The following is a 21525-nucleotide window of genomic DNA, read 5'->3' as shown; positions in this document are numbered from 1 at the left end:
GGACGCACCCTGCGGGGAGGTGGGGGCATGAGCGCCCACGAGCTTGACCACCTGGCCATCGCGGTCCCTTCGTGGGCACCGGCCGGTGCCGTCCTGAACCGCGAGCTGGGTGCCCGCTGGGCCAGCGGCTTCCACATGGAAGCCTTCAGTCCCTGCCAGCTGGCGGTGGCGCAGGACATGCGGCTGGAGCTTCTGGAACCCGGCAGCGGGGAACACTCGTTCATTCAACGTTTTCTTTCCGAGAATGATGGACATGCCGCCCCGCACCACATCACGTTCAAGGTCCATGACATCCGTGCGGCCATTGCCAGAGCGCAGGAAGCCGGGATCGAGCCGATCCTGGTCAACTTGGAGCACCCCCAATGGCAGGAGGCTTTCCTGCACCCCCGAGATACGGGGCTGGGTTTCCTTGCCCAGATGGTGCAGGCGCCCCTGAGTGTGGAAGAGCTGACCGGAACGGACGACGGCGGTGGCCTCGCCTGCCCGTGGGAGCAGAACGACACCGTGCCCCTGCAGATCCCGCTTATTTATGGGAACGTCACCCATTTGTCGCAGGCCGGTGCTGTTCTGCGCGATGTTCTTGGTGCCCGGGAGTACTCCACTAATATGGGCGCCGCAACCGCGGGCTTCTACTGGGACGAGGGCGCCGATTTGCTGCTCTCAGAGATAGGTGACGCATCAGGAAATGGTGGAATCCAAGGGATTCTGGCCCTTCCGGCAGACACGGACTTCTCGCCTCGGGACTTCCCGGAACACCTGGCTGCCGTGCTGGCCGCGGGCGTTGACCATCCAGAGATTGGCCTGAAAATCTCAGTCCTGGCGAATGTTCCCGCCGGCGCCAGCCCTTAGCTCCAGCACGTCCATGCAACCACCAACAGATCACCATCCCGTACACCCAAAAACAGGTGCAGAGGATGAAAATGAACGAATATTTAAGGAGATCACCATGGGACTTCGAGGAGAAGCCGCAATCCTTGGCTTTTACGAATTGCCACCGCAGCGCAAACTTGCCCGCGAAAAAACCTTCAACTTAGAACAGTGGGCCAGGCTTTCCAAGGCCGCGCTGGACGATGCCGGGCTGGACGCTAGCGATGTGAACGGCATTGTCACACCCCTGATTGGTGAAGCCAGCATGTTTGTGCCGTCCACCATCACGGAATACCTGGGCATCGATGCGAACTTTGCCGAGATCGTTGACCTGGGCGGGGCAGGCTCGGCCGCCGCTGTCTGGCGTGCCGCGGCCGCCGTCGAACTTGGCTTGTGCGACGCCGTCCTGGTCACCTTCCCGGGGACGCACGAGGTGCCCACCCACGAGCGCCACCCCTTTGTGATGGAAGATTCCATGTACTTTGGTGCTTCCTCCAACAAGTACGGCTCGCCGCAGGCGGAATTTGAGATCCCGTACGCAAACCTTGGGCAGAACGGCCCCTACGCCCAGATCGCCAAACGCTACGGCTACGAATTTGGCTACGACGAGCTGGCCATGGCAAAGATTGCCGTGGACCAGCGCACCAACGCCTGTGCCACACCGGACGCCATTTTCCATGGCAAGCCCATCACAGCCCAGGACGTCTTGGACTCCCCGATGGTGGCTGACCCGCTGCACATGCTGGAAATTGTGATGCCCTGCCAGGGCGGCGCGGCCGTGGTGATTGGCAACAAGGAAATGGCCGCCAAGTCCAAGAACCGGCCCGTCTGGATCAAGGGCTTTGGTGAGCGAGTCCCCTACAAGACACCCACCTATGCCAAGGACCTCATGTACTCGCCCATGGTCCATGCTGCAGACCAGGCGTTCAGCATGGCCGGGATCACCCGGGACGAGGTGGACATGGTCTCCATCTACGACTGCTACTCCATCACCGTGCTCATGAGCCTGGAGGATGCCGGCTTTGCCGAAAAGGGCAAAGGCATGCAGTTCGTGAACGAGCACGACTTGACGTTCCGTGGCGACTTCCCGATGAATACGGCCGGCGGTCAGCTGTCCTTTGGCCAGGCGGGCATTGCCGGCGGCATGCACCACGTGATCGACGGCGTCCGCCAGATCATGGGGCGCGCCGGCGAGGCACAGGTCGCTGACTGCAACCGTGCCTTTGTCACCGGCAACGGCGGCATCATGAGCGAGCAAACAGCACTAATTTTCGAAGGGGAATAGGAACACACCATGAGCACCACTTACACACCTCCGGCCTTAACACAGCCGCTTCCCGTCCCCACCCCGTTGACCCAGCCATTCTGGGACGCACTGGCTGAGCACAAGATCCGTATCCAGTACTCCCCGTCGCTGGGTGAATACATCTTTTACCCACGCCCGCTGGCGCCGGGCACTCTGGCCGACGACCTTCAATGGCGGGAGATCTCCGGGGCTGGAACGCTGTACACGTACACCATCACCACACGGCCGGTGTCGCCGCACTTTGCCGCGGCGGGTCCCATGGTCTTGGCCGTTGTGCAGTGGGACGAGGGTCCCAAGTTCTCCACGGAGCTTGTCAACGTTCCCTTCGAGGACGTGAAGATCGGCATGCGGGTCAAGCCTGTGTTCTGCGACTATCCCGAAGCGGACGTCACCATGCTCCGCTACGAAGCTGAGGCCTGAGATGAGTATTGCGACCGAGCAGAGGGCACCCGGATTCGTGCTGCCGGAAGTGACCCTGCGCATTGGGTCCACCTCACGTGCCACGGGCTCCGGCACCCACCACCACATCAACCCGGCCACGGGCCTTGCTGATGCCACGGTGCCCCTGGCCAGCGCAGCCGATGTTGACGAAGCCGTCTGTAACTCACATGAGGCATTTTCGGTGTGGAAGTCAACCCCCGCAGTTCAACGGGCCCGCGCGCTGCTGAAGCTGGCGGACCTTGTGGAAGAGCATACCGGCGAGTTCGCCGCCCTGGCCACGGCGGATAACGGCACTCCGGCACGTACGGCGAAACTTATGGTGGGCGCCGCGGTCGAGTGGATTCGGTACTACGCTGGCTGGGCCGACAAGCTGCCGCTGGGCCGTGTCACGTCGGTGGCCGGCGCCGGTGGTTCCTTCGGGCACACACTGCGCCAACCCTACGGTGTGATTGGCATCATCATCACGTGGAACGCGCCGCTTATGTCGCTGGCCATGAAGGTTCCGGCCGCGTTGGCGGCCGGCAACACCGTGGTGGCCAAACCGAGCGAATTGACTCCGTTCAGCGCCATGCTCTTTGCCGACCTGATCCGCGAGGCTGGCATTCCCGACGGCGTGTTCAACGTTGTCACCGGCGGCGCCGACGCCGGCTCCGCCCTTGTCAGCCACCCGCTGGTCAAAAAGGTGTCCTTCACCGGAGGCCCCGACACGGCACGGAAGATCACGGCCGAGTGCGCACGCACGTTCAAGCCCGTCCTGCTGGAGCTGGGTGGAAAATCTGCGAATCTAGTGTTTGCCGATGCCGACCTTGAAGCAGCCGCGTTGCACGCGGCCTTCATGGCGTTTGGGATCATGACCGGCCAAGGCTGCGCGCTGCCCACTCGCCTGCTGGTGCAGGAGTCCATTTACGAACAGTTCGCGGCCAGAGTGGCGGAGATTGCCAGTTCCTTCACGGTGGGCAGCCCGCTTGAGCTGGACACAGTTTGCGGACCTGTCATCAACCAGGGCGCAATCGACCGCATCGAGTCCATGGTGGCTCAGGCACGGAACGACGGCGCCCGCGTCCTGACCGGCGGAAGCCGCCTGGGCGGGGAGCTAGCCGATGGCTACTACTATCCGCCGACGGTTGTTGCCGACGTCGACAGGCAGAGTGAACTGGCCCGGCAGGAAGTCTTCGGCCCAGTGCTGGCCATATTGCGCTTCAGTGACGAAGCCGATGCCGTGGCCCTGGCCAACGGCACCGACTACGGACTTTCCGGATACGTGTGGACCTCGGACGCCAAGCGCGCCATGCGCGTCGTGGAAGCGTTGGAAACCGGCGAAGTGGTGGTCAACGGGGCACCCAATGCAGTGGCCGAGCGCCCCTTCGGTGGTATCGGCCACTCCGGCAATGGCAACGAAGGCGGTTTGGAAGGGCTCGAGGAGTTCTTCTGGACCAAGTCCGTCGCCTACGGCGCCAACTAGGCACCCTGCTCAAACTGCTTCTCCCTTTTTGACCCATGGCCCACCGGTCCACGGTGTGCCTTGGGGAAGCGTGTCAAAACCGCCTGTGCTGCCTCATGCGGCAGCGCAGGCGGGGAACGGCCGGGCCAACACCATCATGTTCGTCCGCCGTTTCAAAGAATGTTCGTTACATTGCCTGCGGATTCCGTGAGGGCACAACCACTTTCTTTTCAGCACACCCACGAAAGGCTGGACAAAGATGTCCTTCGCTAACCTCCGGAAATCCGGACCCCTGCAAAATCTCAAGCGCCCCGGATTCGCCGCCGTGGTGACAGTTCTTATCCTGGCCGAGGTTGTCTCGGCCTTTGAACTGTCCATGATGTACGTAACGCTGCCCACCTTGATCAAGGAATTCCACGTTGATGCCAGCACAGTGGCCTGGGTTGTCACGGCCTACCTCCTGGTTTCCGCTTCCGCAGGTGTCATGGGCGGGCGTTTCGGCGACATGTACGGACGTCGAAAGGTCATGGTTATCGTCTTGATGATCGCCTGCGCCGGCTCGGTGATCTCCCTGATCGGCGGCAGCCTGGGCATGATCATCCTGGGCCGTGCGATCCAGGGCACCGCTGGTGCCTTGATGGGGCTGGCCTTCGGGCTGGCACGCGAACACATGGCCAAGGAACGCATCCCCGTGGGCGTCTCCATGATCGGAGCCTCTGCCCTGATCGCAGGCGCAGGAGGGGCATTCATTGCCGGTGCCATGATCCAGCTCTTCTCCTGGCACCTGATCTTCATCTTCTCAGCAGTGCTTGCCGTGATTTCGGCAGTGGCCATCATGGCGGTGATTCCCCGCGACACACTAATCCCCAGCAAGGACAAGCCCGACTACCTCGGCGCTGTCCTGCTGCCGATCGCCGTCAGCGCAATCCTGCTGGCACTCTCCAACGTCTCGAAGACCGGCTTTGGCTCGGTCGAGTTCCTTGGCCTGATGGCCGTGGGCATCGTCGTCGCAGCCCTGTGGGTTTGGTGGGAATTGCGCATTGAGTCTCCCATTGTGAACCTGAGGATGTTCAAGAACCGCCAGATCGCTCTCGTCATGACGGCCACCATGCTCGCTGCCCTGGGCCCCATCGGGGGCATGTCGGTCCCCACCCAAATGGTTTTGCAGTACCCGACGACGCTGGGCTTTGGTCTGGGCTTCACCCCCGCGGCAGCAGGTATTTTCAGCGCACTGACGGCCGTTGTCGGCTACCTCTTCTCGCCCTTGGGTGGCAAGCTGGCGTTCCGCCTCGGCGCACGATCGGTCTTCATTGGCGGACTCATCCTCATGGCAGTTGTCATACCGATCATCCTTCTCACTTACGGCAACGTGGTGGCATTCTGCCTGGCCATGGCCCTGAACGGCATTGGCATCTCGTTGACCTTCGGCGCACTGCCCAATGTGCTCATTGAAGCCATCCCGGAAACCCACACCTCGGAAACAGCCGGCACCAACACGATGGTCCGCAACATCGGCCAGTCCGCGGCCACGGCCGTTGGAGCCATCATCCTTGCCAGCTACCAGAACCCGGAGACCACCGTGGTGGCTCAGGGCGGCATCAGCGCAAGCTTTGTCTTCGTGCTCGTGTTCGCGGTGCTGGCCGTTGGTGTAGCCCTGCTCCTGAAACGTCATCCCGTGCAGTGGGTTCCGGAAACAACTCAGGAGCGTGCCATCCGGCGCGGAACACCGGCCCAGGTTCCCGTGATGGCCGCCGACTGAACCGGTTCCGTCTGTGCTGCGCGGAGCGCAGCGGACCACGAGGCGCTCTGCCAACCTACCCTTTTCGGGGCAGGCAGGGCGCCTCGTCTCATCATGTGGGTTCGGACCAGTGCAGGGATGTACGAAACTTGGGCGGCCCAGCCGTAGACAAGAACTAGAATCTCGTTATAGTATTTTATCTAGAGTGATCCACGCCACCTCCGGGTGGCCGGCTGAATCGTTGGGGGACACCCCGTGAAAGGAGCAGGGCAGTGGCGATCCACATGCACAACATTGGAAAGAAAAATGAGGGGGAGCCCTTCTCCTGGACGTCAAAAGATGCGCTTTTGTATGCGCTGAGCGTGGGCGCCGGTGCCAGCGACCAGTTGAAGAATTTGGCCTTCACCACCGAAAATTCGCGTGGCATCGAGCAAAAGGTCCTGCCCACGTTCGCGGTGTTGTTGGGCTCCTCGGCGGGCCCCATGGATCAGCTGGGCGACTTCAAGCTCTCACAGATCCTGCACGGCGGCCAGCAGATCACACTGCACCGGGCTTTGCCCGCCAGTGGAACCGTGGTCCCCGTCAGTGGCATGAGCGCCGTGTATGACAAGGGAAAAAACGCGATCATCGAGCTGAGCACGGAAGTGCTTGACCCGAGGACGCGTGAACTCGTGGCCACGAGCGTGACCACCATGATCATCCGTGGCGAGGGCGGCTTCAACGGGCCAACGGGGCCGTCCGAAAGCTGGGAGGTTCCAATCCGCCCGGCAGATGTGACGGTCGTGGAAAAAACCACCCTTGACCAGGCCCTCCTCTACCGTCTTAACGGCGATACGAACCCGCTCCATTCAGATCCGCAGCTAGCCAAGATGGTCGGCTTTGACAAGCCGATCCTCCACGGTCTGTGCACCATGGGATTTGCCGGCCGGGTAATCCTGGAGCAGCTCTGTGACTCGGAGCCGGCCGTATTCGGCTCGCTCAGTGTCCGCTTTGCCTCACCCGTGGTGCCTGGCGACGAGCTGTCCATCAGCATCTGGAAGACCGAAACCGGCGCAGAGTTCCAGGTCCGGGTGGCGGACACCGTTGTCCTGGACCGGGGTACCTACACGCACCGCACCGCCGAACCGGGCACCACCACCGAAGAACTGGAAGCAGCAACGGCCTAGGGCCGTCTGGACGGGAAGGAAAACCATGAAGATTGCAGTACTGATCAAGCAGGTCCCAGATACCGGCGAGGACAGGAAGCTGACCGCATCCGGTGCCGTGGACAGGGCTGCCAGCGACCGTGTTGCCGATGAAATCACCGAGCGTGCCCTGGAAATTGCGCTGCGTGAAAAGGATGCCGACAAGTCGGTAGAGATTGTGGCCGTCACGATGGGCCCCGGAACGGCCACGGAAGCGCTGCGCAAGGCTCTGTCCATGGGAGTCGACTCGGCCATCCACGTGCTGGACGACACCTTTGCAGGCTCCGACGCCCTCACAACCGCCAAGGCGCTGACCGGCGCGTTGCAAGGAGGCGGATTTGACCTCGTCGTTGCCGGCAACGAGTCCACCGACGGCCGCGGCGGCGTTGTGCCGGCCATGATTGCCGAATTGCTGGCGCACCCGTACCTGGGCTCACTGGACACCGTTGTCATCGAGCGCGGCAGGGTGTCCGGGCAGCGCCGGGACGCCGAAAGCATCCAGACACTGGCAGGAGAGCTCCCGGCCGTCATTTCCATCACCGAGAGTTCCGCCGAGGCACGGTTCCCCAAGTTCAAGGGCATCATGACCGCCAAGCGAAAGCCAGTATCGGTTGTCAGCGCCGCGCAGCTTGGGCATTCGGCCTCCAGCCAGGCAAACGGCAACGTGGTTCTGTCCACGAGTCTGCGCCCCGCCCGCACAGCCGGCATGAAGGTTATTGACGACGGAACTGCGGCCACACAACTCGCTGATTTCCTCAGCGCCGAAAACCTGATCTGAAAGGGCTGCCCATCATGAGCAACATTCTTGTCAACATTGAACTTGCAGCGGACGGATCGCTGCGCTCCACTACGGCCCACCTGCTCAGCCTGGCAACACGCCTCGGCGAGCCCGTCGCCGTCCTGGCCGCGCCCCCGGGCGACTCCGGCGAGCTCGTTGCCGAACTGGGCGGGCTGGGGGCGGCCGTGGTGGTGCTCGGTGAGTGCCCGGCGTCGTCAAACCTCGTCGCAGCAGCATCGGTGGCTGCACTGGCCGAGGCCATAGCCAGCCATGCACCTGCTGCCGTGCTGGCCTCCACGAGTCCGACTGCGCGCGAAGTCATTGGCCGCCTCGCAGCCCGCACCGGTCACGCTGTGATTCTCGACGCCGTTGACATCACCATGAACGGCGGCCAGATCGTGGCAAGCCATTCGATTTTCGGTGGAAGCTATACGACCGAATCCGGTGTTGGCGCAGGGATCGCGCTGGTCACCGTCTCCTCCAGCGGTTCCGCGCCTGCCACGGCAGTTACCTCACCCGTGGTGGAGGTGCGCCAGGTGGATGTTTCCAATCAGGGGGCCGCAGTCATCACGGATGCGCGGGTGGAAGCGGCAGGTTCGGGCCGTCCCGAGCTCCGGTCGGCCCGGATCGTGGTCTCAGGGGGCCGCGGCCTGGGCTCGAAGGAAAACTTTGAGCTGATTGAGGAACTGGCCGACATGCTCGGGGCTGGATTGGGGGCGTCCCGAGCGGCTGTCGACGCCGGATATGTCCCGCAGAGCTGCCAGGTGGGCCAGACCGGTGTGAGTGTTTCGCCCGAACTGTACCTTGCCGTGGGCATCTCCGGCGCCATCCAGCACCGGGCCGGCATGCAGACGGCCAAGCGGATTGTGGCCATCAACGAAGACGCCGACGCCCCGATCTTCGACGTCGCCGACTTTGGCATTGTCGGGGACCTGTTCACGGTCCTGCCTCAACTGCGGGAGGCCATTGCAGCACGCAGCGGCGTTCCCGCGGGCGTCTAGGGAGGTTGGCCTGTGTCACTGCTAACCAAGCCCACACCACAATCCCAGGGTAGGCACAAGCGCTGGCTTGGACCGGCCGCGTGGGCCGCTGCCGCAGTGGTGGCGCTGGCCGCCGTCGTGATTTTTGCCCGATGGGCCCGCGAATTGGCGCCCATCCAAGACTTCCTGCTGCAGTTCCCCGGCCACAGCGAACTGCCCGCGAACGCACCCGTGGGGATTCCCGCGTGGCTTAGCTGGCAGCACTTCCTCAATGCCTTCTTCCTGGTGCTCATCATCAGATCGGGCTGGCAGGTGCGGACCACTGCCCGGCCCAAGGCGTACTGGACCCGGAAGAACACAGGGCTGCTGAAGACGAAGACCAAGCCGGCCAAGATCAGCTTGGAACTGTGGTTCCACTTGAGCGTGGATGTCCTGTGGCTGCTCAATGGCGCAGTGTTTGTAATTCTGCTGTTTGCCACCGGTGCCTGGATGAGGATTGTGCCCACAAGCTGGGACATCTTTCCCAACGCGCTCAGTGCCGGATTGCAATATGCGTCGCTGAGCTGGCCGGTGGAAAACGGCTGGGTTTACTACAACGCCCTGCAGGTCCTGGCCTACTTTGCCGTGGTGTTCATCGCGGCTCCTTTGGCCGCCATCACTGGCCTGCGCATGAGCCCGGCCTGGCCCAAGGAGAAGATAGCGCTCTCGAAGGCCCTCCCCATCGAAATGGCCCGCAAGATCCACTTCCCCGTCATGGTGTTTTTCAGCGGCTTCGTCATCATGCACGTGGCGCTCGTGCTGTGTACGGGGGCGTTGGCAAACCTGAACCACATGTTCGCCGCTCGCCAAGACGCCGGCTGGCTGGGCTTTGGAATATTCGCCGCCTCGCTCGCCGTCATGGTGGGGGCGTGCTTCATGGCCCGGCCCCTCTTCCTGCGGCCCATCGCGGGCACCATGGGCAAAATTTCCAAATAGGCGCTGCGACTTCGGCCAGAATTGTCCACCAAGTCCGCAACCTAAGGATCGAGAGATTCAACCATCGAAAACCAAGGAGTCAGCATGCAGCTCGAGAACAAGATAGTCGTCGTCACCGGTGGGGCTTCGGGAATTGGGGGTGCGATTTCCAGGGTGTTGGTGGCCCGCGGCGCCAAGGTCGTGGCGGTTGATGTCAACGGAGATGCGGGGGAAGCCCTTAAACAGGATCTTGGTGTGAACATCCAGTTCGTCTTGGGCGATGTCAGCGAGAAGTCGGTTGCAGTGGCCGCCGTCGAACTGGCGGGCGCAACCTTTGGCGGGCTGGACGGGCTGGTCAACAACGCCCATGCGTCGCGACAGGCCATGTTCAATGACCTGACCGAGGAACAGTGGGACCTTTCCTTCAACACAGGTTTCCGTGCCACCCGCCAGTTCATGGCGGCAGCGTACCCGCTGCTGGCCGTCAACGGCGGCTCGGTCGTGAACTTCGGCTCGGGCTCGGCCATAGTCGGGCAACAGACCCAGGCTGCCTACGCGTCAGCCAAGGAAGCCATCCGCGGGCTGTCCCGTGTCACGGCCAACGAATGGGCCAAGGACAACATCCGCGTCAACGTCGTCTCACCCATGGCATTGACCCCAGGGGTAAAGGCATGGAGCGAGGCGTTCCCTGAGATGTACAAGGACTCCCTCGCAAAGGTTCCCCTGGGGCGCTTCGGAGATCCCGAAGCAGATGTCGCCCCGATCGTCGCATTCCTGCTCTCTGACGATTCACGGTATATGACCGGCCAAACCCTCATGGCGGACGGTGGAGCCAACAAGGTCTACTAATCCGCCCAAGCTATTTGTTCCACATTGGACACGGCTACTTCTGAAGGTGGGGACTGCCCCGTCCCGGGAATCATGCCGCCGTATTATTTGTGGCGAGGCCGGACCTAACCCGGTGGTTCAGATCGAGGACGCAACACGTCCAGGAACAGTGTTAGGTGTGCCCGTTAGCTGCCTTGGCGAGCTAGGCACACCTTCACCTGGGGGTGGATTGGCTGAGACGGGCCCGGCGTGGCCGGACCCGTCCCAGTCAGACGTTATTTCTGGAGTGCTTTGATGACTTCCTTCGCGACGTCCTCGCTGGACTGGGGGTTCTGTCCGGTGATGAGGTTGCCGTCGCGGATAACATGCGAGCTCCAGGGGGCAGCGTTTTCGATGATGGCGCCCTTTTCACTCAGTGCGTCCTCGACGAACCAGGGAGTGTTGGGCCCTGTGCCGCCATTGAGTTCTTCCTCGTTGGTGAACACTGTCAGGCGCCGCCCCTCGAAAGCGAACGTACCTTCGTCATCCACCGCGCTGAGCAGGCCTGCCGGACCGTGGCAGAACGGCGCAACAATCTTACCGGCCTTGTTGGCTGCGATCAGCAGACTACCCAGATCCGCGTCCTTGTAGAGATCAGTCATGGGCCCGTGTCCACCGGGCATGACAACGCCGTCGTAGGTCTCGGCGCTCACCTCGGCCAGGACCAGCGGGGCGCTCAGCTCGGCGTCTATCGAAGCGATGTAATCACGGAAACCGTCTGCCCTTTCCTTGCCCCCTGCCGGATCGTCCATGAGGCTCACCTGGTCCACGGTGGGCTTCACGCCTCCGGGAGTTGCGATGTGAACCGTGTGGCCGGCTTCGAGCAGGGTTTTGTGAGAAACCACTAGCTCTTCTGCCCAGTATCCGGTGGGATGTTCGCTGCCGTCCCGCATGGTGAGGGAATCGGCTGCGGAAACAACCATCAGTATGTTTGCCATGTTCTTGCTCCTAATCTGCCAGCCCTTCCGGGCCAGCGGATGTTGTTGTGTTGTTGCTGCCAGCGGTGGAAAGCGGTCAGCGCGCCGCTTCGAGTTCGGCGTAGGTGTCGTCATCGAGTACGACGGTGGCCGCACCCAGATTCTCTTCGAGGTGTTTCACGGAGCTGGTGCCGGGAATTGGCATCATGACCGGCGAACGTCGCAACAACCATGCCAAGGCCACCTGAGACGTGGTGGCACCGAGCCGCTTCGCGGCCTTATCCAGAGGTCCGCCGGGCTGTGCCAGCTCACCAGCTGAGATCGGCGCCCAAGGGATAAAGCCGATCCCGTTCTGCTCGGCGTAGTTCAGGACGTCCTCGGAACTGCGGTCCGTGAGGTTGTAGCGGTTCTGCACGGTGGAGACGGTGAAGTACTTTCCGGCTTCCTCGAGCTCGGCCACGCTGACCTGCGAGAGGCCCAGCGCCTTGACCTTTCCCTCTTTTTGCAGGTCACGCAGGAGAGTGAATTGCTCTTCCGGGTCCACCTTGGGGTCGATCCGGTGCAACTGCAGCAAATCCAAGGAATCCACTTTGAGTTTGCGCAGGCTCAGCTCGGTCTGCTGGCGCAGGTACTCGGCTCGGCCCACCGGAACCCACACGTCGGGTCCTGTCCGGGTAAAGCCGACCTTGGTGGCGATCTTTAAGCCATCCTTGTACGGGTGCAGCGCCTCGGCCAGGATCTCCTCGCTAATATTTGGTCCATAGGAATCAGCGGTGTCAATGAAGTCGACCCCGAGTTCCACAGCACGGCGTACGACGGCGATCGCGGCACCCCGATCCGCAGGCTCACCCCAGACGCCGTCCCCGACGATGCGCATCGCACCGAACCCGAGACGATGGACCCTGCCCAGATCCAACAGATCGATGGTGGTTGATAGTTCCGGATTCTGTGAGTTGTCTTGGTTCATAGGGGCGACAACCCCCGAAGTCTGCCGCGTATTCCCTAAATGAAGCGTCCTGGACATCGCGCCGCCGTTCTTAAGCGGCGCGGCCGAACGCAACCCCAACCGCTGCGATCCAGGGACGCACCTCTTTAAGGATCAGTGTGAAGTGTTTCAACGAGCCAGTACCCGCGTCGGCGTACCGAAGGTCGGTTCCGTAAATTCAGCTGATTGCGGGCTGACAGTGAGCGGCCACTAGCAAAATTGGAAGCACAGCATTGACCGTGGACGCCGCTGATTGGCTTTGCTCGAGGTCCTGCCGCAGTTGGGTGGGAGTTCCCCCCGCGTCAGACAAAGCTGAAGCGTGATCGAGAAGACCAGCGGCACCGTGTCCCATGCCACGGACACAGGCAAGCAGAACCTCTGTGTCTATTCCAGCGGCGTCGTCAAGATCGGCAGGACGCTGTTCTTCGTGACGCAACGCATGGGCGGACGCATCGTCATGGCCACCAGCGACCGTGACGGTGTCGTGTTCGCCAACACCGAGCTCACCGCCGAGTAGTCCTGGCCAGCCCACAGCACCCAGCCGAACCCAGGGCTGACCTTGCATTCGCGGCCTGCCCGAATAGGCGAATCCAAGCGAGGAGAGCCCACAAAGCGTCTGCGCCTGAGATCTCAGTTCGTGACAACGCCGAAACTTTAATTGCCTTAAGTGTTGGTACTCACATTCATAGCAACGTACAGTGTGTACTGTATACAGAATTATAGGTCGGACAAGGAAGTCAAATGCTTAAATCATTGAAGTTTTTCGCGCCTCTGGTGGCGCTGACACTGCTCACTGGTTGCGCGAGCGGCGGTGGCCCTTCAGTCGTGGGTGCCAAATTGAACCCGGAGGCCGATGTGACAGGGCAGATCACCGTCTGGAGTTGGGACGTGGCTGCAACGGCGTTGAAGCGGTTGGCGTCGTCGTACACCAAAGAGCACCCGGGCACGACCATCAATGTGGTGGACATCGGATATGACAACGCCTATGACAAGATGTCCGTCGCGCTGCAGGCCAAGAGCGGACTCCCGGACGTTGTCACCGTTGAAACGGACCACATGCCCGCTTACATACACCAGTTCCCCAAAGCCTTCACTGACCTCACCCCGTTGGTGGGCGATGCGAAAAGTGAATTCGATCCTTCGAAGGTCTCGGCCTCCTCCAACAGCGACGGCCAGCTGCTGTCCATGCCGTGGGATTCCGGCACCGTCGCACTGTACGTGCGGACCGATTACTTCAAGGCTGCAGGTGTTGATCCCCATCAGCTCGCGACATGGGATGACCTGATTTCGGCTGGCGAGAAGGTGAAGGCTGCGACGGGCCACGCCTTGATCTCCACTGATCTTTCCACTGGCAGCCTATTTCAAATGCTGCTCCAGCAGCAGGGCCAGGGCATCTTTACCCCCGAGGGTGGGATAAACCTGACCTCCCCGGCCGCCGTCAAGGCCCTGACGCTGATTAAAACTATGAACGACAAAGGTCTTTTGGATAACGTCAAGGGCTGGGACGGCCGCGTGACGGCAACCAAGAACGGCAAAACTGCTGTTATGCCATCGGCAGTCTGGTGGATTGGCACACTCACGGGCGAAATGCCCGAACTGGCAGGAAAGTTCACAGTGGTACCGTTGCCTGCCTTCACTTCCGGCGGCACGCAAACCTCCAATGACGGCGGTTCAACCCTGGCCGTCCCCGCTCAGGCCAAGAATCCGCAGCTGGCTGGCTCCTTCGTCAAGTTCATGCTGGCGAACAAGGACAATCAGGTTTCCATGATGAAGGACGAAGGCTTGTTCCCGTCCTACTTGCCGGCACTTAATGCGCCGCTGTTCCACGAGCCTCAGGCGTACTTCGGTGGCGAAAAGGTCTATGAACTCTTCGCCGCGCAAACCACCAAGATCCCGTCAATCACGTACACCAGTGACAACGCCAAGGCCGGGGACATTGTCTCCAACGCCGTAGTTGCCTCGGTCCTCAACCACCAGGACCCTGCCGCGGCGCTGCAATCTGCCGCCGAGCAGATTGCAACCGCAACGGGTCGAAAGATTGCCCAGTAGCCATGGCCAGCACCCTTCTTCGACACTCCCGACGGCCGTCCGCAAATGCGGGCGGCCGGGCGGGGGCGCATGGCTCAGCTCGACGCCGTCGGCCCGGCTATTGGTTTGTCCTGCCGGCAGTCGCCCTCTTCGCCATCTTCTTTCTTTATCCGCTCCTGTCCTCCCTGTGGCAGAGCTTCTTCTCAACCAACGGTGGTGAATCAACGTGGGTGGGAGGGGCGCAATACATGCGCCTGTTCCACGACCCGCTGGTGGCTAAAAGCCTGTTCAACGTTGGCCTGATCCTGGTCATCCAAGTGCCCTTGATGGTTTGCATCGCATTGGGATTGGCCTACCTGCTCAACCAGTCATGGCTGCGCTTCCGCACAGGATTCCGCGCTCTCCATTTCTTGCCAGCCGTGACAACGCTCGTGGCCTACTCGCTTGTCTTCCGAGTCATGCTCGCCACCGACGGCGGCGCCGTTAATCAAATTCTGGGCATGTTCGGCATGTCTGCGGTGGACTGGCTCAACAGCGAAGCCTGGTCACGTGTAGCGCTGATCGCCTCGATCACCTGGCGCTGGACCGGTTACAACATGATCATCATCTTGGCCGGCCTTCAAGGAATCCCATCTGAGCTCTACGAGGCCGCCCGTATCGACGGCGCCGGCCGCTGGGCGATCTTCACCAAGATCGTCATCCCGCAACTTCGCCCCGTGCTCCTCTTCAGCTCCATCACTTCCACCATTGGCGCGTTGCAGCTGTTTGATGAAAACTTCATCCTTACCGGTGGCGGGCCCAACAACGCCACCCTGACCCCCGTTCTGTACCTGTACAAGGTAGGTTTCCAGCAGTTCGACTTTGGCTACGCCTCCGCCATCGCCTGGCTGCTGGTAGCCATCATCGCCGTGGTTTCCGTGGTGCAGTTCGTGATCATGAAAGAGAAGAAATGACACAAGCGCTCAAAAGGCTTCCGGTCTATATAGTCCTGCTGGTCGGTGCAGGCCTGAGCATCATCCCGTTCCTGTGGATGGTTATTGCTTCAACGCATACGACGGCGGACGTGTTCGCGACGCCGCTGCCGGTGCTGCCTGGTGGGGAGCTGTGGAACAACCTTGCCCGGCTCCAGCAGGAAACCAACTTCTCCCAGGTCATGGTGAACTCGCTGCTTGTGGCTGTCATCTACACCGTCTTTTCCTCGGTGGTCAGCGCCATGTGCGGCTACGGCCTGGCAAAATTCCGCTTCCGCGGTCGTGGCCTGGTGCTCGCTGCCGTCCTGCTGACCATGATGATCCCCATGCAGGTGCTGTTGGTGCCCCTGTTCCAGATGATGGCGAGCCTGGGCTGGGTCAACAGCTACCAAGCCCTGATCGTGCCGTTCCTGGCCAACGCCTTCGGCATCTTCCTCATGCGACAGGCGTTCCTGGACTTCCCGGACAGCCTCATCGAGTCGGCCCGCATTGACGGCGCGGGCGAACTGAAGACTTTTTACCGCATTGTGCTGCCGGTTGCCAGGCCCCAGCTTGCGGCGCTGATAATTTACACGTTCATCAGCCAGTGGAACTCCTTCATCTGGCCTCTGCTGATGCTCAACACCGAAGACAAGTACACCCTGCCGGTGGCGTTGAACACCATGATCGGGCTGTCCAGAGTGGATTACTCCGGCCTGATGCTCGGATCTCTGCTGGCCACACTGCCACTGCTGATCGTCTTCATTATTTTCCAAAAACAATTCGTATCAGGACTTATGGGAGGGGCGGTCAAGGGATGACCCGGACGCTTAATCTAGATGGCATCGCCTTTGGTGGCGACTACAATCCGGAGCAATGGCCGCGGGAGGTGTGGGAGGAAGACATCCGGCTGATGCGCCAGGCCGGGGTCAACTTCATCACCGTTTCCGTCTTTTCGTGGCCGCTGCTGGAACCGGAAGAGGGCCACTTTGCCTTCGGCTGGCTCGATGACGTCATCGAGTTGCTGCACGGCGCGGGCATCGCCGTCGACCTGGCGACGGCCACCGCAACCCCGCCGGCGTGGCTCATTCGCAAATATCCGGAAATCCTGCCGGTCACCGCCGACGGCACCAACCTGGAATTTGGCTCCCGGCAGGCGTACTGCTTCAGTTCGCCGATTTTCAGTCAGTACGCGCTGCGGCTCACCCGCGCCATGGCCGAACGTTACGGCAAACACCCTGCGGTGCGCCTCTGGCATGTCTCCAACGAATACGGCGACCACGTCGCACGCTGCTGGTGCGACGCCTCCGCAGTCCACTTCCGCAGCTGGCTGCGCGCCAAGTACACCACCATCGAGGCACTGAACGAGGCGTGGGGCACCAGCTGCTGGGGCCAGCATTACCTCGACTTCGAGGCGATCGAACCGCCGCGCGAATCCACCGGCCCGATCAACTCCACCCAACGGCTCGACTTCGAGCGTTTTTCCTCCGATGCCATGTTGGAACTGTTCACCTCGGAGGTTGACGTGCTCCGCGAGGTCACCCCGGATCTTCCGGTGACCACCAACTTCATGTCCATCCTGCACGACCTCGACTACTTCGCCTTCGCCGACGCCGAGGACATCGTCACCGACGACGCCTATCCGGATCCGGCAGATCCCGGCGCTCACGTGGACGCATCCCTGAACTACGCGCTCATGCGCGGCGCCAAGGGTGGCGCCCCCTGGCTGCTGCTGGAGCAGTCGGCCAGCGCCGTCAGCTGGCGCGAAGTCAACGTGCCCAAGGCACCCGGAGTCATGCGGCTGGACAGCTACCAGGCGCTGGCCCACGGCGCCGACGGCGTCATGTACTTCCAATGGCGGGCCGCCAAGTTCGGTCCGGAAAAATTCCATGCCGCCATCCTGGGGCACCGCGGTGAGGCGAGCCGGACGTTCCAGGAATGCAGCCAACTCGGCGCCGAACTGCGCCAGTTTGGCGCGCTGAAGGGCAGCCGTGTGGTGGCGGACGTCGCCATGCTCTTGGATTGGGACGCCAAGTGGGCCTTGGCCGCGCCGGATTCGCTGCCCACCAACCGGTTGAGCTGGATTGGCCAGGCCCGGGCGTGGCATCGCGCCACCTTCAACCTGGGCGTCACGGTGGACCTCGTCCGCGCCGGCGCCGACTGGTCGAGCTACAAGGTGCTGCTGGTGCCCAATCTGTACCTGACCACCCCGGAGCTGGCCGACCAACTGGAGGCGTACGCTGCTGCCGGCGGGACCGTCGTCGTCGGTGCGTTCTCCGGCGTGGTTGACCGTAACGACCACGTGCACCCGGGCGGGGCGCCCGGCCCGCTGCGCCCGCTGCTGGGCGTCGAGGTGGACGAGGTGTGGCCGCTGCCCGACGGCGACACCGGTCACGTCCTGATGGATGGAGTGCGGCATGAGGTGCACACTGTCAGCGAATGGCTCGACGCCGTGGACGCCCACACCGTGGCGAGCTACTGCGGCGGTGAGCTGGACGGCCGGCCGGCCGTGACAGTGCGCCAACACGGTGCCGGCTCCGCCTGGTACCTGAGCAGCTGCCTGGCCGATGCCGGCCTGCTCACGCTGGTGCGGCGGATCCTCGGCGAATCCGGCGTCTCCGTTCGCTCAAGCGCTGGGCCCGAACTTGAAGTCGTGGTCCGCCGCGGCACCGAGGCTTCCTTCACCTTCGTGCTTAACCGTTCGGCGTCGGCCGTGGATGTCTCCGTGCCCGCCGGTGCGGCCATTCTGGTCGGCGGAGCCGACGCGGAACCCGGCGCCGGGAGACTTCTCGAGCTTGCCGCCCGCGGAGTCATGGTCGTCCAACACGACCATGCCGATGCCGTGAGCGTGGTTGCCGAAGGAGCCCAGCTTCAGGCCGTCTAGACCCGGGTTTCCGCGAGAACCTTGACCTCCGCCCCGCCCCGGCATTTACCGGCGGGGCGGAATGAAATAATTCCCCGCCTAAATCTTGACTGCATAAAACCTTCCGTATAATGTGTACTGTATACAGAATGCAGCAACTCTTGTCGCACCATGCTGCGGTACATCCGCCACCACACCCGAGGTGAATCCATGAACCACCCAGTAACCCACCCCTACATCCCGAACTCGGTCCCGGCCGTCCGGGACGAAATGCTGGCTGCCGTCGGCGCCGCCAACATCGAGGAGTTTTACGCGGACATCCCGGCCAGTTTGCGTGTACAAGGCAGCCTGAACCTGCCGGCGCCCTTCCTGGCCGAGGCTGAGCTGGAGCGTCATGTCAGCTCGTTGCTGAACAAGAACACCAGCACCCGCGAAACCCTGACTTTTCTGGGCGCCGGGACGTACAACCACTACGTGCCGTCCGTGGTCGACGAGGTCATCGGCCGCAGTGAATTCCTGACCGCCTACGCCGGGGAGCCGTACGAGGACCACGGCCGTTTCCAGGCGTTGTTCGAGTACCAGTCCATGATGGCGGAGCTGTTGAACATGGACGTCGTCAACGTCCCCACCTACGACGGCATGCAGGCGACTGCCACGGCACTGGCCATGGCCGGTCGCATCACAGGCCGCCGCGGCATCGTCCTGGTCAGTGACGCCAACCCGGACACGCTCTCCAAGGTTTCCGACTACGTGCGCTCCTTCATGGACCTGCACATCGTCCCCACGTACAACGGCACTGCCGACCTTGAAGCCGCCACATTGGCCATCGGCGCCGACACTGCCGCGGTTTGGATCCAGACGCCCAGCTTCCACGGTGCCTTGGAGGAACAGGGCGCCAAGCTGGCCGAGCTGGCCCACGACGCCGGGGCGCTCGCCGTGGTCGGCACCGACCCCATCGCCTATGGTGCGCTGACTCCGCCCGCAGACTGGGGGGCCGACATCGTCTGCGGCGACATCCAGTCCCTGGGCATCCACCAGTGGTTCGGAGGAGGACGCGGCGGCTTCATCGCCGTCCACGACGACCCCACCTTCGTGCTGGAAATGCCGTCCCGGCTCTTCGGCCTCGAATCCACCGACGTCGAAGGCGAGTACGGTTTCGGCGACGTCGCCTGGGACCGCACCTCCTTCGCCCTGCGTGAAGAAGGGAAGGAATGGGTGGGCACCGCTGCCGCCCTGTGGGGGATTGCGGCCGGTGTCTACCTGGCCTCGATGGGCCCCACCGGCATGGCGGAGCTCGGCGAAACCCTGCTGGCACGCACCGCCTACGCCGCGCAGCAGCTCGCCTCTGTAGATGGCCTGGAACTGTGTGACTCCGCCCTTCACCTGCGCGAGATCGCCGTCGACTTTTCCGGCGCAACATTGACCAGCACCGAGGCTGTCACGGCCTTGCGTGCCCGCGGTATCGAACCCGGCGTCGTCCTTCCCGGCAACCGCCTGCTGGTCTGCGTGACCGAACAGATAACCGCTGCGGACATCGACACCCTTGCCGCCACCCTGACTGCCGTTTTGAAGGAGAACTAAGATGGCACTTCCCGTCGCCCCCAAGCCCGCCCTGCGCCGTTTCCACCAAGCACGGTGGGATGAGCCGATCATTTTCGAACTGACCACCCCCGGAGAGCGCGGCATTCTCGTCCAGCAACCCGAGCCCGCAACCTCTGAGGCTCTGGCCCTGCGCGAGGACCGCCTTGCCCCACTGCGGCGGGCCGTTGCGCCGGCACTGCCGGAAATGGCCCAGATGCGGGTGGTGCGCCATTACCTGCGCGTGAGCCAGGAAAACCTGGGCGCCGACTTCAACATTGACATCGGCCAGGGCACCTGCACCATGAAGTACAGCCCCAAGGTCAATGAGACCATCATCCGCACGCCCAAGCTTATGGATGTTCACCCGCTGCAGGACGAAGACAGCATCCAGGGGGTGCTGGAAATCTTCTGGCGCCTGGAGCAGATGCTCGCGGAGATCTCGGGTATGAGCAGGGTCAGCCTGCAAACCCAGGGCGGGTCGGCAGCGATTTGGGCCAACATCGCCATGATCCGCGCCTATCACGAGTCCAACGGCGAGGGCGAGGTGCGTGACGAGGTCATCACCACGATCTTCTCCCACCCCTCCAACGCCGCCTGTGCAAAGGCCGCCGGTTACAAAGTCATCACGCTGATGCCCGACGCCGACGGTTATCCGGACATTGACGCGCTCAGGGCAGCGGTATCCCCGCGGACCGCGGCGCTGATGATCACCAACCCCGAAGACACCGGCATCTACAACGCCAAGATCCGCGAATTCGTGGACATTGTCCATGAGGTGGGTGCACTTGCCGCCTATGATCAGGCCAACGCCAACGGCATCCTGGGCATCACCCGTGCCTCTGACGCCGGGTTCGACTTATGTCACTTCAATCTGCACAAGACATTCGGCACCCCACATGCCAGCGGCGGACCGGGTGCCGGTGCCAGCTGCGTGTCCGAGAAACTGGTGCCTTTCCTGCCTGGCCCGACCATTGACAAGGTGGGGGAGAAGTTCGTCATCAATCGCGACCACCCGCAGTCGGTGGGCGTCGTGGCCCCGTTCTTCGGTGTGGCCCCGAACATCGTCCGCGCCTACGCCTGGATTATGGCGCTCGGTGCGGACGGATTGCGTCAGGTCGCCGAGATTGCCGTGCTGAACAACAACTACCTGCTGGCCAAGGTGTTGGAAATTCCCGGCGTCTGCGCTCCCTATGCGCAGGGCAAACGCCGCATTGAGCAGGTCCGCTACTCCTGGCAGGAGCTCTTTGAGGAGACCGGCATCTCCTCGGAGGAAATCGGCATCCGCATGTCCGACTTCGGAATGCACTACTGGACCAGCCATCACCCCTATATTGTCCCGCAGCCGTTCACACTGGAGCCCACCGAGTCGTACTCGAAAGCGGAGATCGACGAATACGTGGCTGTGCTGGCGCATGTGGCACAGGAGGCGCGGACCAACCCGGAGCTGGTCCGTTCCGCACCTCACAACCAGACAGTGCACCACATCCACCACGACGACCTGGATGATCCGGCCCGCTGGGCCATCACGTGGCGCGCCTACCAGAAGAAGCATTTGAGTAACTAAGGCAAGAAACGTTCGACGGCGGCAGGCGCCATGCGTGCCGCCGTCGAACGGCTCCATCCCATCAAGCACCAACGAACCAGG

General features: G+C 62.3%; 19 protein-coding genes. 17 read left to right on the top strand and 2 right to left on the bottom strand.

Going from position 1 to position 21525, the window contains the following annotated elements; translation table 11 throughout:
* Positions 1-27 precede the first annotated feature (27 nt).
* The 10 genes from AAGW05_RS14440 (at position 28) to AAGW05_RS14395 (ending at position 10538) form a co-directional block, all read left to right on the top strand.
* Complete coding sequence (locus AAGW05_RS14440; protein ID WP_411805247.1) at positions 28-849, top strand: VOC family protein; 822 nt, start codon at positions 28-30, stop codon at positions 847-849.
* 97 nt (positions 850-946) lie between these two features.
* Entirely contained in the window at positions 947-2152 is a 1206-nt protein-coding gene (locus AAGW05_RS14435) for a thiolase family protein (RefSeq protein ID WP_411805246.1), read from the top strand.
* Between the two features lie 9 nt (positions 2153-2161).
* On the top strand, positions 2162-2593 hold the full coding sequence (locus tag AAGW05_RS14430) for a Zn-ribbon domain-containing OB-fold protein (RefSeq protein ID WP_411805245.1): 432 nt from the start codon (positions 2162-2164) through the stop codon (positions 2591-2593).
* Between the two features lies 1 nt (position 2594).
* Positions 2595-4076 carry an aldehyde dehydrogenase family protein gene (locus tag AAGW05_RS14425; RefSeq protein WP_411805244.1) on the top strand — a complete coding sequence of 494 codons (1482 nt, stop codon included), beginning with the start codon at positions 2595-2597 and terminating at the stop codon, positions 4074-4076.
* A 238-nt stretch (positions 4077-4314) separates the two neighbouring features.
* The gene (locus AAGW05_RS14420; RefSeq protein WP_411805243.1) at positions 4315-5814 is read left to right on the top strand and encodes an MFS transporter; all 1500 of its coding nucleotides are present in this window, start codon (positions 4315-4317) and stop codon (positions 5812-5814) included.
* 251 nt (positions 5815-6065) lie between these two features.
* Positions 6066-6959, top strand: coding sequence for a MaoC/PaaZ C-terminal domain-containing protein (locus AAGW05_RS14415; RefSeq protein WP_411805242.1), 894 nt, complete (start codon positions 6066-6068; stop codon positions 6957-6959).
* 25 nt (positions 6960-6984) lie between these two features.
* Positions 6985-7755 (top strand): electron transfer flavoprotein subunit beta/FixA family protein, encoded by a 771-nt coding sequence (locus tag AAGW05_RS14410; protein ID WP_411805241.1) that lies wholly within the window; start codon positions 6985-6987, stop codon positions 7753-7755.
* 14 nt (positions 7756-7769) lie between these two features.
* Positions 7770-8756 carry an electron transfer flavoprotein subunit alpha/FixB family protein gene (locus AAGW05_RS14405; protein WP_411805240.1) on the top strand — a complete coding sequence of 329 codons (987 nt, stop codon included), beginning with the start codon at positions 7770-7772 and terminating at the stop codon, positions 8754-8756.
* A gap of 12 nt (positions 8757-8768) precedes the next feature.
* The gene (locus tag AAGW05_RS14400; protein WP_411805239.1) at positions 8769-9710 is read left to right on the top strand and encodes a cytochrome b/b6 domain-containing protein; all 942 of its coding nucleotides are present in this window, start codon (positions 8769-8771) and stop codon (positions 9708-9710) included.
* An 84-nt stretch (positions 9711-9794) separates the two neighbouring features.
* On the top strand, positions 9795-10538 hold the full coding sequence (locus AAGW05_RS14395) for an SDR family NAD(P)-dependent oxidoreductase (protein ID WP_411805238.1): 744 nt from the start codon (positions 9795-9797) through the stop codon (positions 10536-10538).
* Between the two features lie 254 nt (positions 10539-10792).
* Here the strand turns inward: AAGW05_RS14395 and AAGW05_RS14390 are convergent, their stop codons facing one another.
* Both AAGW05_RS14390 and AAGW05_RS14385 read right to left on the bottom strand, forming a co-directional pair.
* Positions 10793-11494, bottom strand: a complete 702-nt coding sequence (locus tag AAGW05_RS14390) for a type 1 glutamine amidotransferase domain-containing protein (protein WP_411805237.1) — start codon at positions 11492-11494, stop codon at positions 10793-10795.
* A 76-nt stretch (positions 11495-11570) separates the two neighbouring features.
* On the bottom strand, positions 11571-12440 hold the full coding sequence (locus AAGW05_RS14385) for an aldo/keto reductase (protein WP_411805236.1): 870 nt from the start codon (positions 12438-12440) through the stop codon (positions 11571-11573).
* 337 nt (positions 12441-12777) lie between these two features.
* Here AAGW05_RS14385 and AAGW05_RS14380 point away from each other — a divergent pair, with 337 nt between their 5' ends.
* From AAGW05_RS14380 to gcvPB, 7 genes are all read left to right on the top strand, one after another.
* Entirely contained in the window at positions 12778-12975 is a 198-nt protein-coding gene (locus tag AAGW05_RS14380) for a hypothetical protein (protein WP_411805235.1), read from the top strand.
* 224 nt (positions 12976-13199) lie between these two features.
* The gene (locus AAGW05_RS14375) at positions 13200-14507 is read left to right on the top strand and encodes an ABC transporter substrate-binding protein (RefSeq protein ID WP_411805234.1); all 1308 of its coding nucleotides are present in this window, start codon (positions 13200-13202) and stop codon (positions 14505-14507) included.
* A gap of 2 nt (positions 14508-14509) precedes the next feature.
* Positions 14510-15439 carry a carbohydrate ABC transporter permease gene (locus AAGW05_RS14370; RefSeq protein ID WP_411805233.1) on the top strand — a complete coding sequence of 310 codons (930 nt, stop codon included), beginning with the start codon at positions 14510-14512 and terminating at the stop codon, positions 15437-15439.
* On the top strand, positions 15436-16257 hold the full coding sequence (locus tag AAGW05_RS14365) for a carbohydrate ABC transporter permease (RefSeq protein ID WP_411805232.1): 822 nt from the start codon (positions 15436-15438) through the stop codon (positions 16255-16257). The genes AAGW05_RS14370 and AAGW05_RS14365 overlap by 4 nt, the downstream gene beginning before the upstream one ends.
* A complete protein-coding gene (locus tag AAGW05_RS14360) occupies positions 16254-18320 on the top strand; it encodes a beta-galactosidase (protein ID WP_411805231.1) in 2067 nt (688 codons plus the stop codon). Before AAGW05_RS14365 ends, AAGW05_RS14360 begins: the two co-directional genes overlap by 4 nt.
* A 189-nt stretch (positions 18321-18509) precedes the next feature.
* On the top strand, positions 18510-19880 hold the full coding sequence (gene gcvPA / locus AAGW05_RS14355) for an aminomethyl-transferring glycine dehydrogenase subunit GcvPA (RefSeq protein WP_411805230.1): 1371 nt from the start codon (positions 18510-18512) through the stop codon (positions 19878-19880).
* Between the two features lies 1 nt (position 19881).
* Entirely contained in the window at positions 19882-21444 is a 1563-nt protein-coding gene (gcvPB, locus tag AAGW05_RS14350; RefSeq protein WP_411805229.1) for an aminomethyl-transferring glycine dehydrogenase subunit GcvPB, read from the top strand.
* Positions 21445-21525 lie beyond the last annotated feature (81 nt).

This window comes from Arthrobacter sp. LAPM80 (genome assembly GCF_046736435.1).
Classification (GTDB): Bacteria; Actinomycetota; Actinomycetes; order Actinomycetales; family Micrococcaceae; genus Specibacter.
This window is presented reverse-complemented; position numbering and strand designations above follow the sequence as displayed.

What these genes read in the sequence shown, in the direction of transcription:
- AAGW05_RS14425 (WP_411805244.1), top strand. Translation starts at nt 2,595, where the DNA reads ATGAGTATTGCGACCGAGCAGAGGGCACCCGGATTCGTGCTGCCGGAA.
- AAGW05_RS14405 (WP_411805240.1), top strand. Translation starts at nt 7,770, where the DNA reads ATGAGCAACATTCTTGTCAACATTGAACTTGCAGCGGACGGATCGCTG.
- AAGW05_RS14365 (WP_411805232.1), top strand. Translation starts at nt 15,436, where the DNA reads ATGACACAAGCGCTCAAAAGGCTTCCGGTCTATATAGTCCTGCTGGTC.
- AAGW05_RS14370 (WP_411805233.1), top strand. Translation starts at nt 14,510, where the DNA reads ATGGCCAGCACCCTTCTTCGACACTCCCGACGGCCGTCCGCAAATGCG.
- AAGW05_RS14360 (WP_411805231.1), top strand. Translation starts at nt 16,254, where the DNA reads ATGACCCGGACGCTTAATCTAGATGGCATCGCCTTTGGTGGCGACTAC.
- AAGW05_RS14410 (WP_411805241.1), top strand. Translation starts at nt 6,985, where the DNA reads ATGAAGATTGCAGTACTGATCAAGCAGGTCCCAGATACCGGCGAGGAC.
- gcvPB (WP_411805229.1), top strand. Translation starts at nt 19,882, where the DNA reads ATGGCACTTCCCGTCGCCCCCAAGCCCGCCCTGCGCCGTTTCCACCAA.
- AAGW05_RS14395 (WP_411805238.1), top strand. Translation starts at nt 9,795, where the DNA reads ATGCAGCTCGAGAACAAGATAGTCGTCGTCACCGGTGGGGCTTCGGGA.
- AAGW05_RS14375 (WP_411805234.1), top strand. Translation starts at nt 13,200, where the DNA reads ATGCTTAAATCATTGAAGTTTTTCGCGCCTCTGGTGGCGCTGACACTG.
- AAGW05_RS14440 (WP_411805247.1), top strand. Translation starts at nt 28, where the DNA reads ATGAGCGCCCACGAGCTTGACCACCTGGCCATCGCGGTCCCTTCGTGG.
- AAGW05_RS14435 (WP_411805246.1), top strand. Translation starts at nt 947, where the DNA reads ATGGGACTTCGAGGAGAAGCCGCAATCCTTGGCTTTTACGAATTGCCA.
- gcvPA (WP_411805230.1), top strand. Translation starts at nt 18,510, where the DNA reads ATGAACCACCCAGTAACCCACCCCTACATCCCGAACTCGGTCCCGGCC.
- AAGW05_RS14390 (WP_411805237.1), bottom strand. Translation starts at nt 11,494, where the DNA reads ATGGCAAACATACTGATGGTTGTTTCCGCAGCCGATTCCCTCACCATG.
- AAGW05_RS14385 (WP_411805236.1), bottom strand. Translation starts at nt 12,440, where the DNA reads ATGAACCAAGACAACTCACAGAATCCGGAACTATCAACCACCATCGAT.
- AAGW05_RS14420 (WP_411805243.1), top strand. Translation starts at nt 4,315, where the DNA reads ATGTCCTTCGCTAACCTCCGGAAATCCGGACCCCTGCAAAATCTCAAG.
- AAGW05_RS14430 (WP_411805245.1), top strand. Translation starts at nt 2,162, where the DNA reads ATGAGCACCACTTACACACCTCCGGCCTTAACACAGCCGCTTCCCGTC.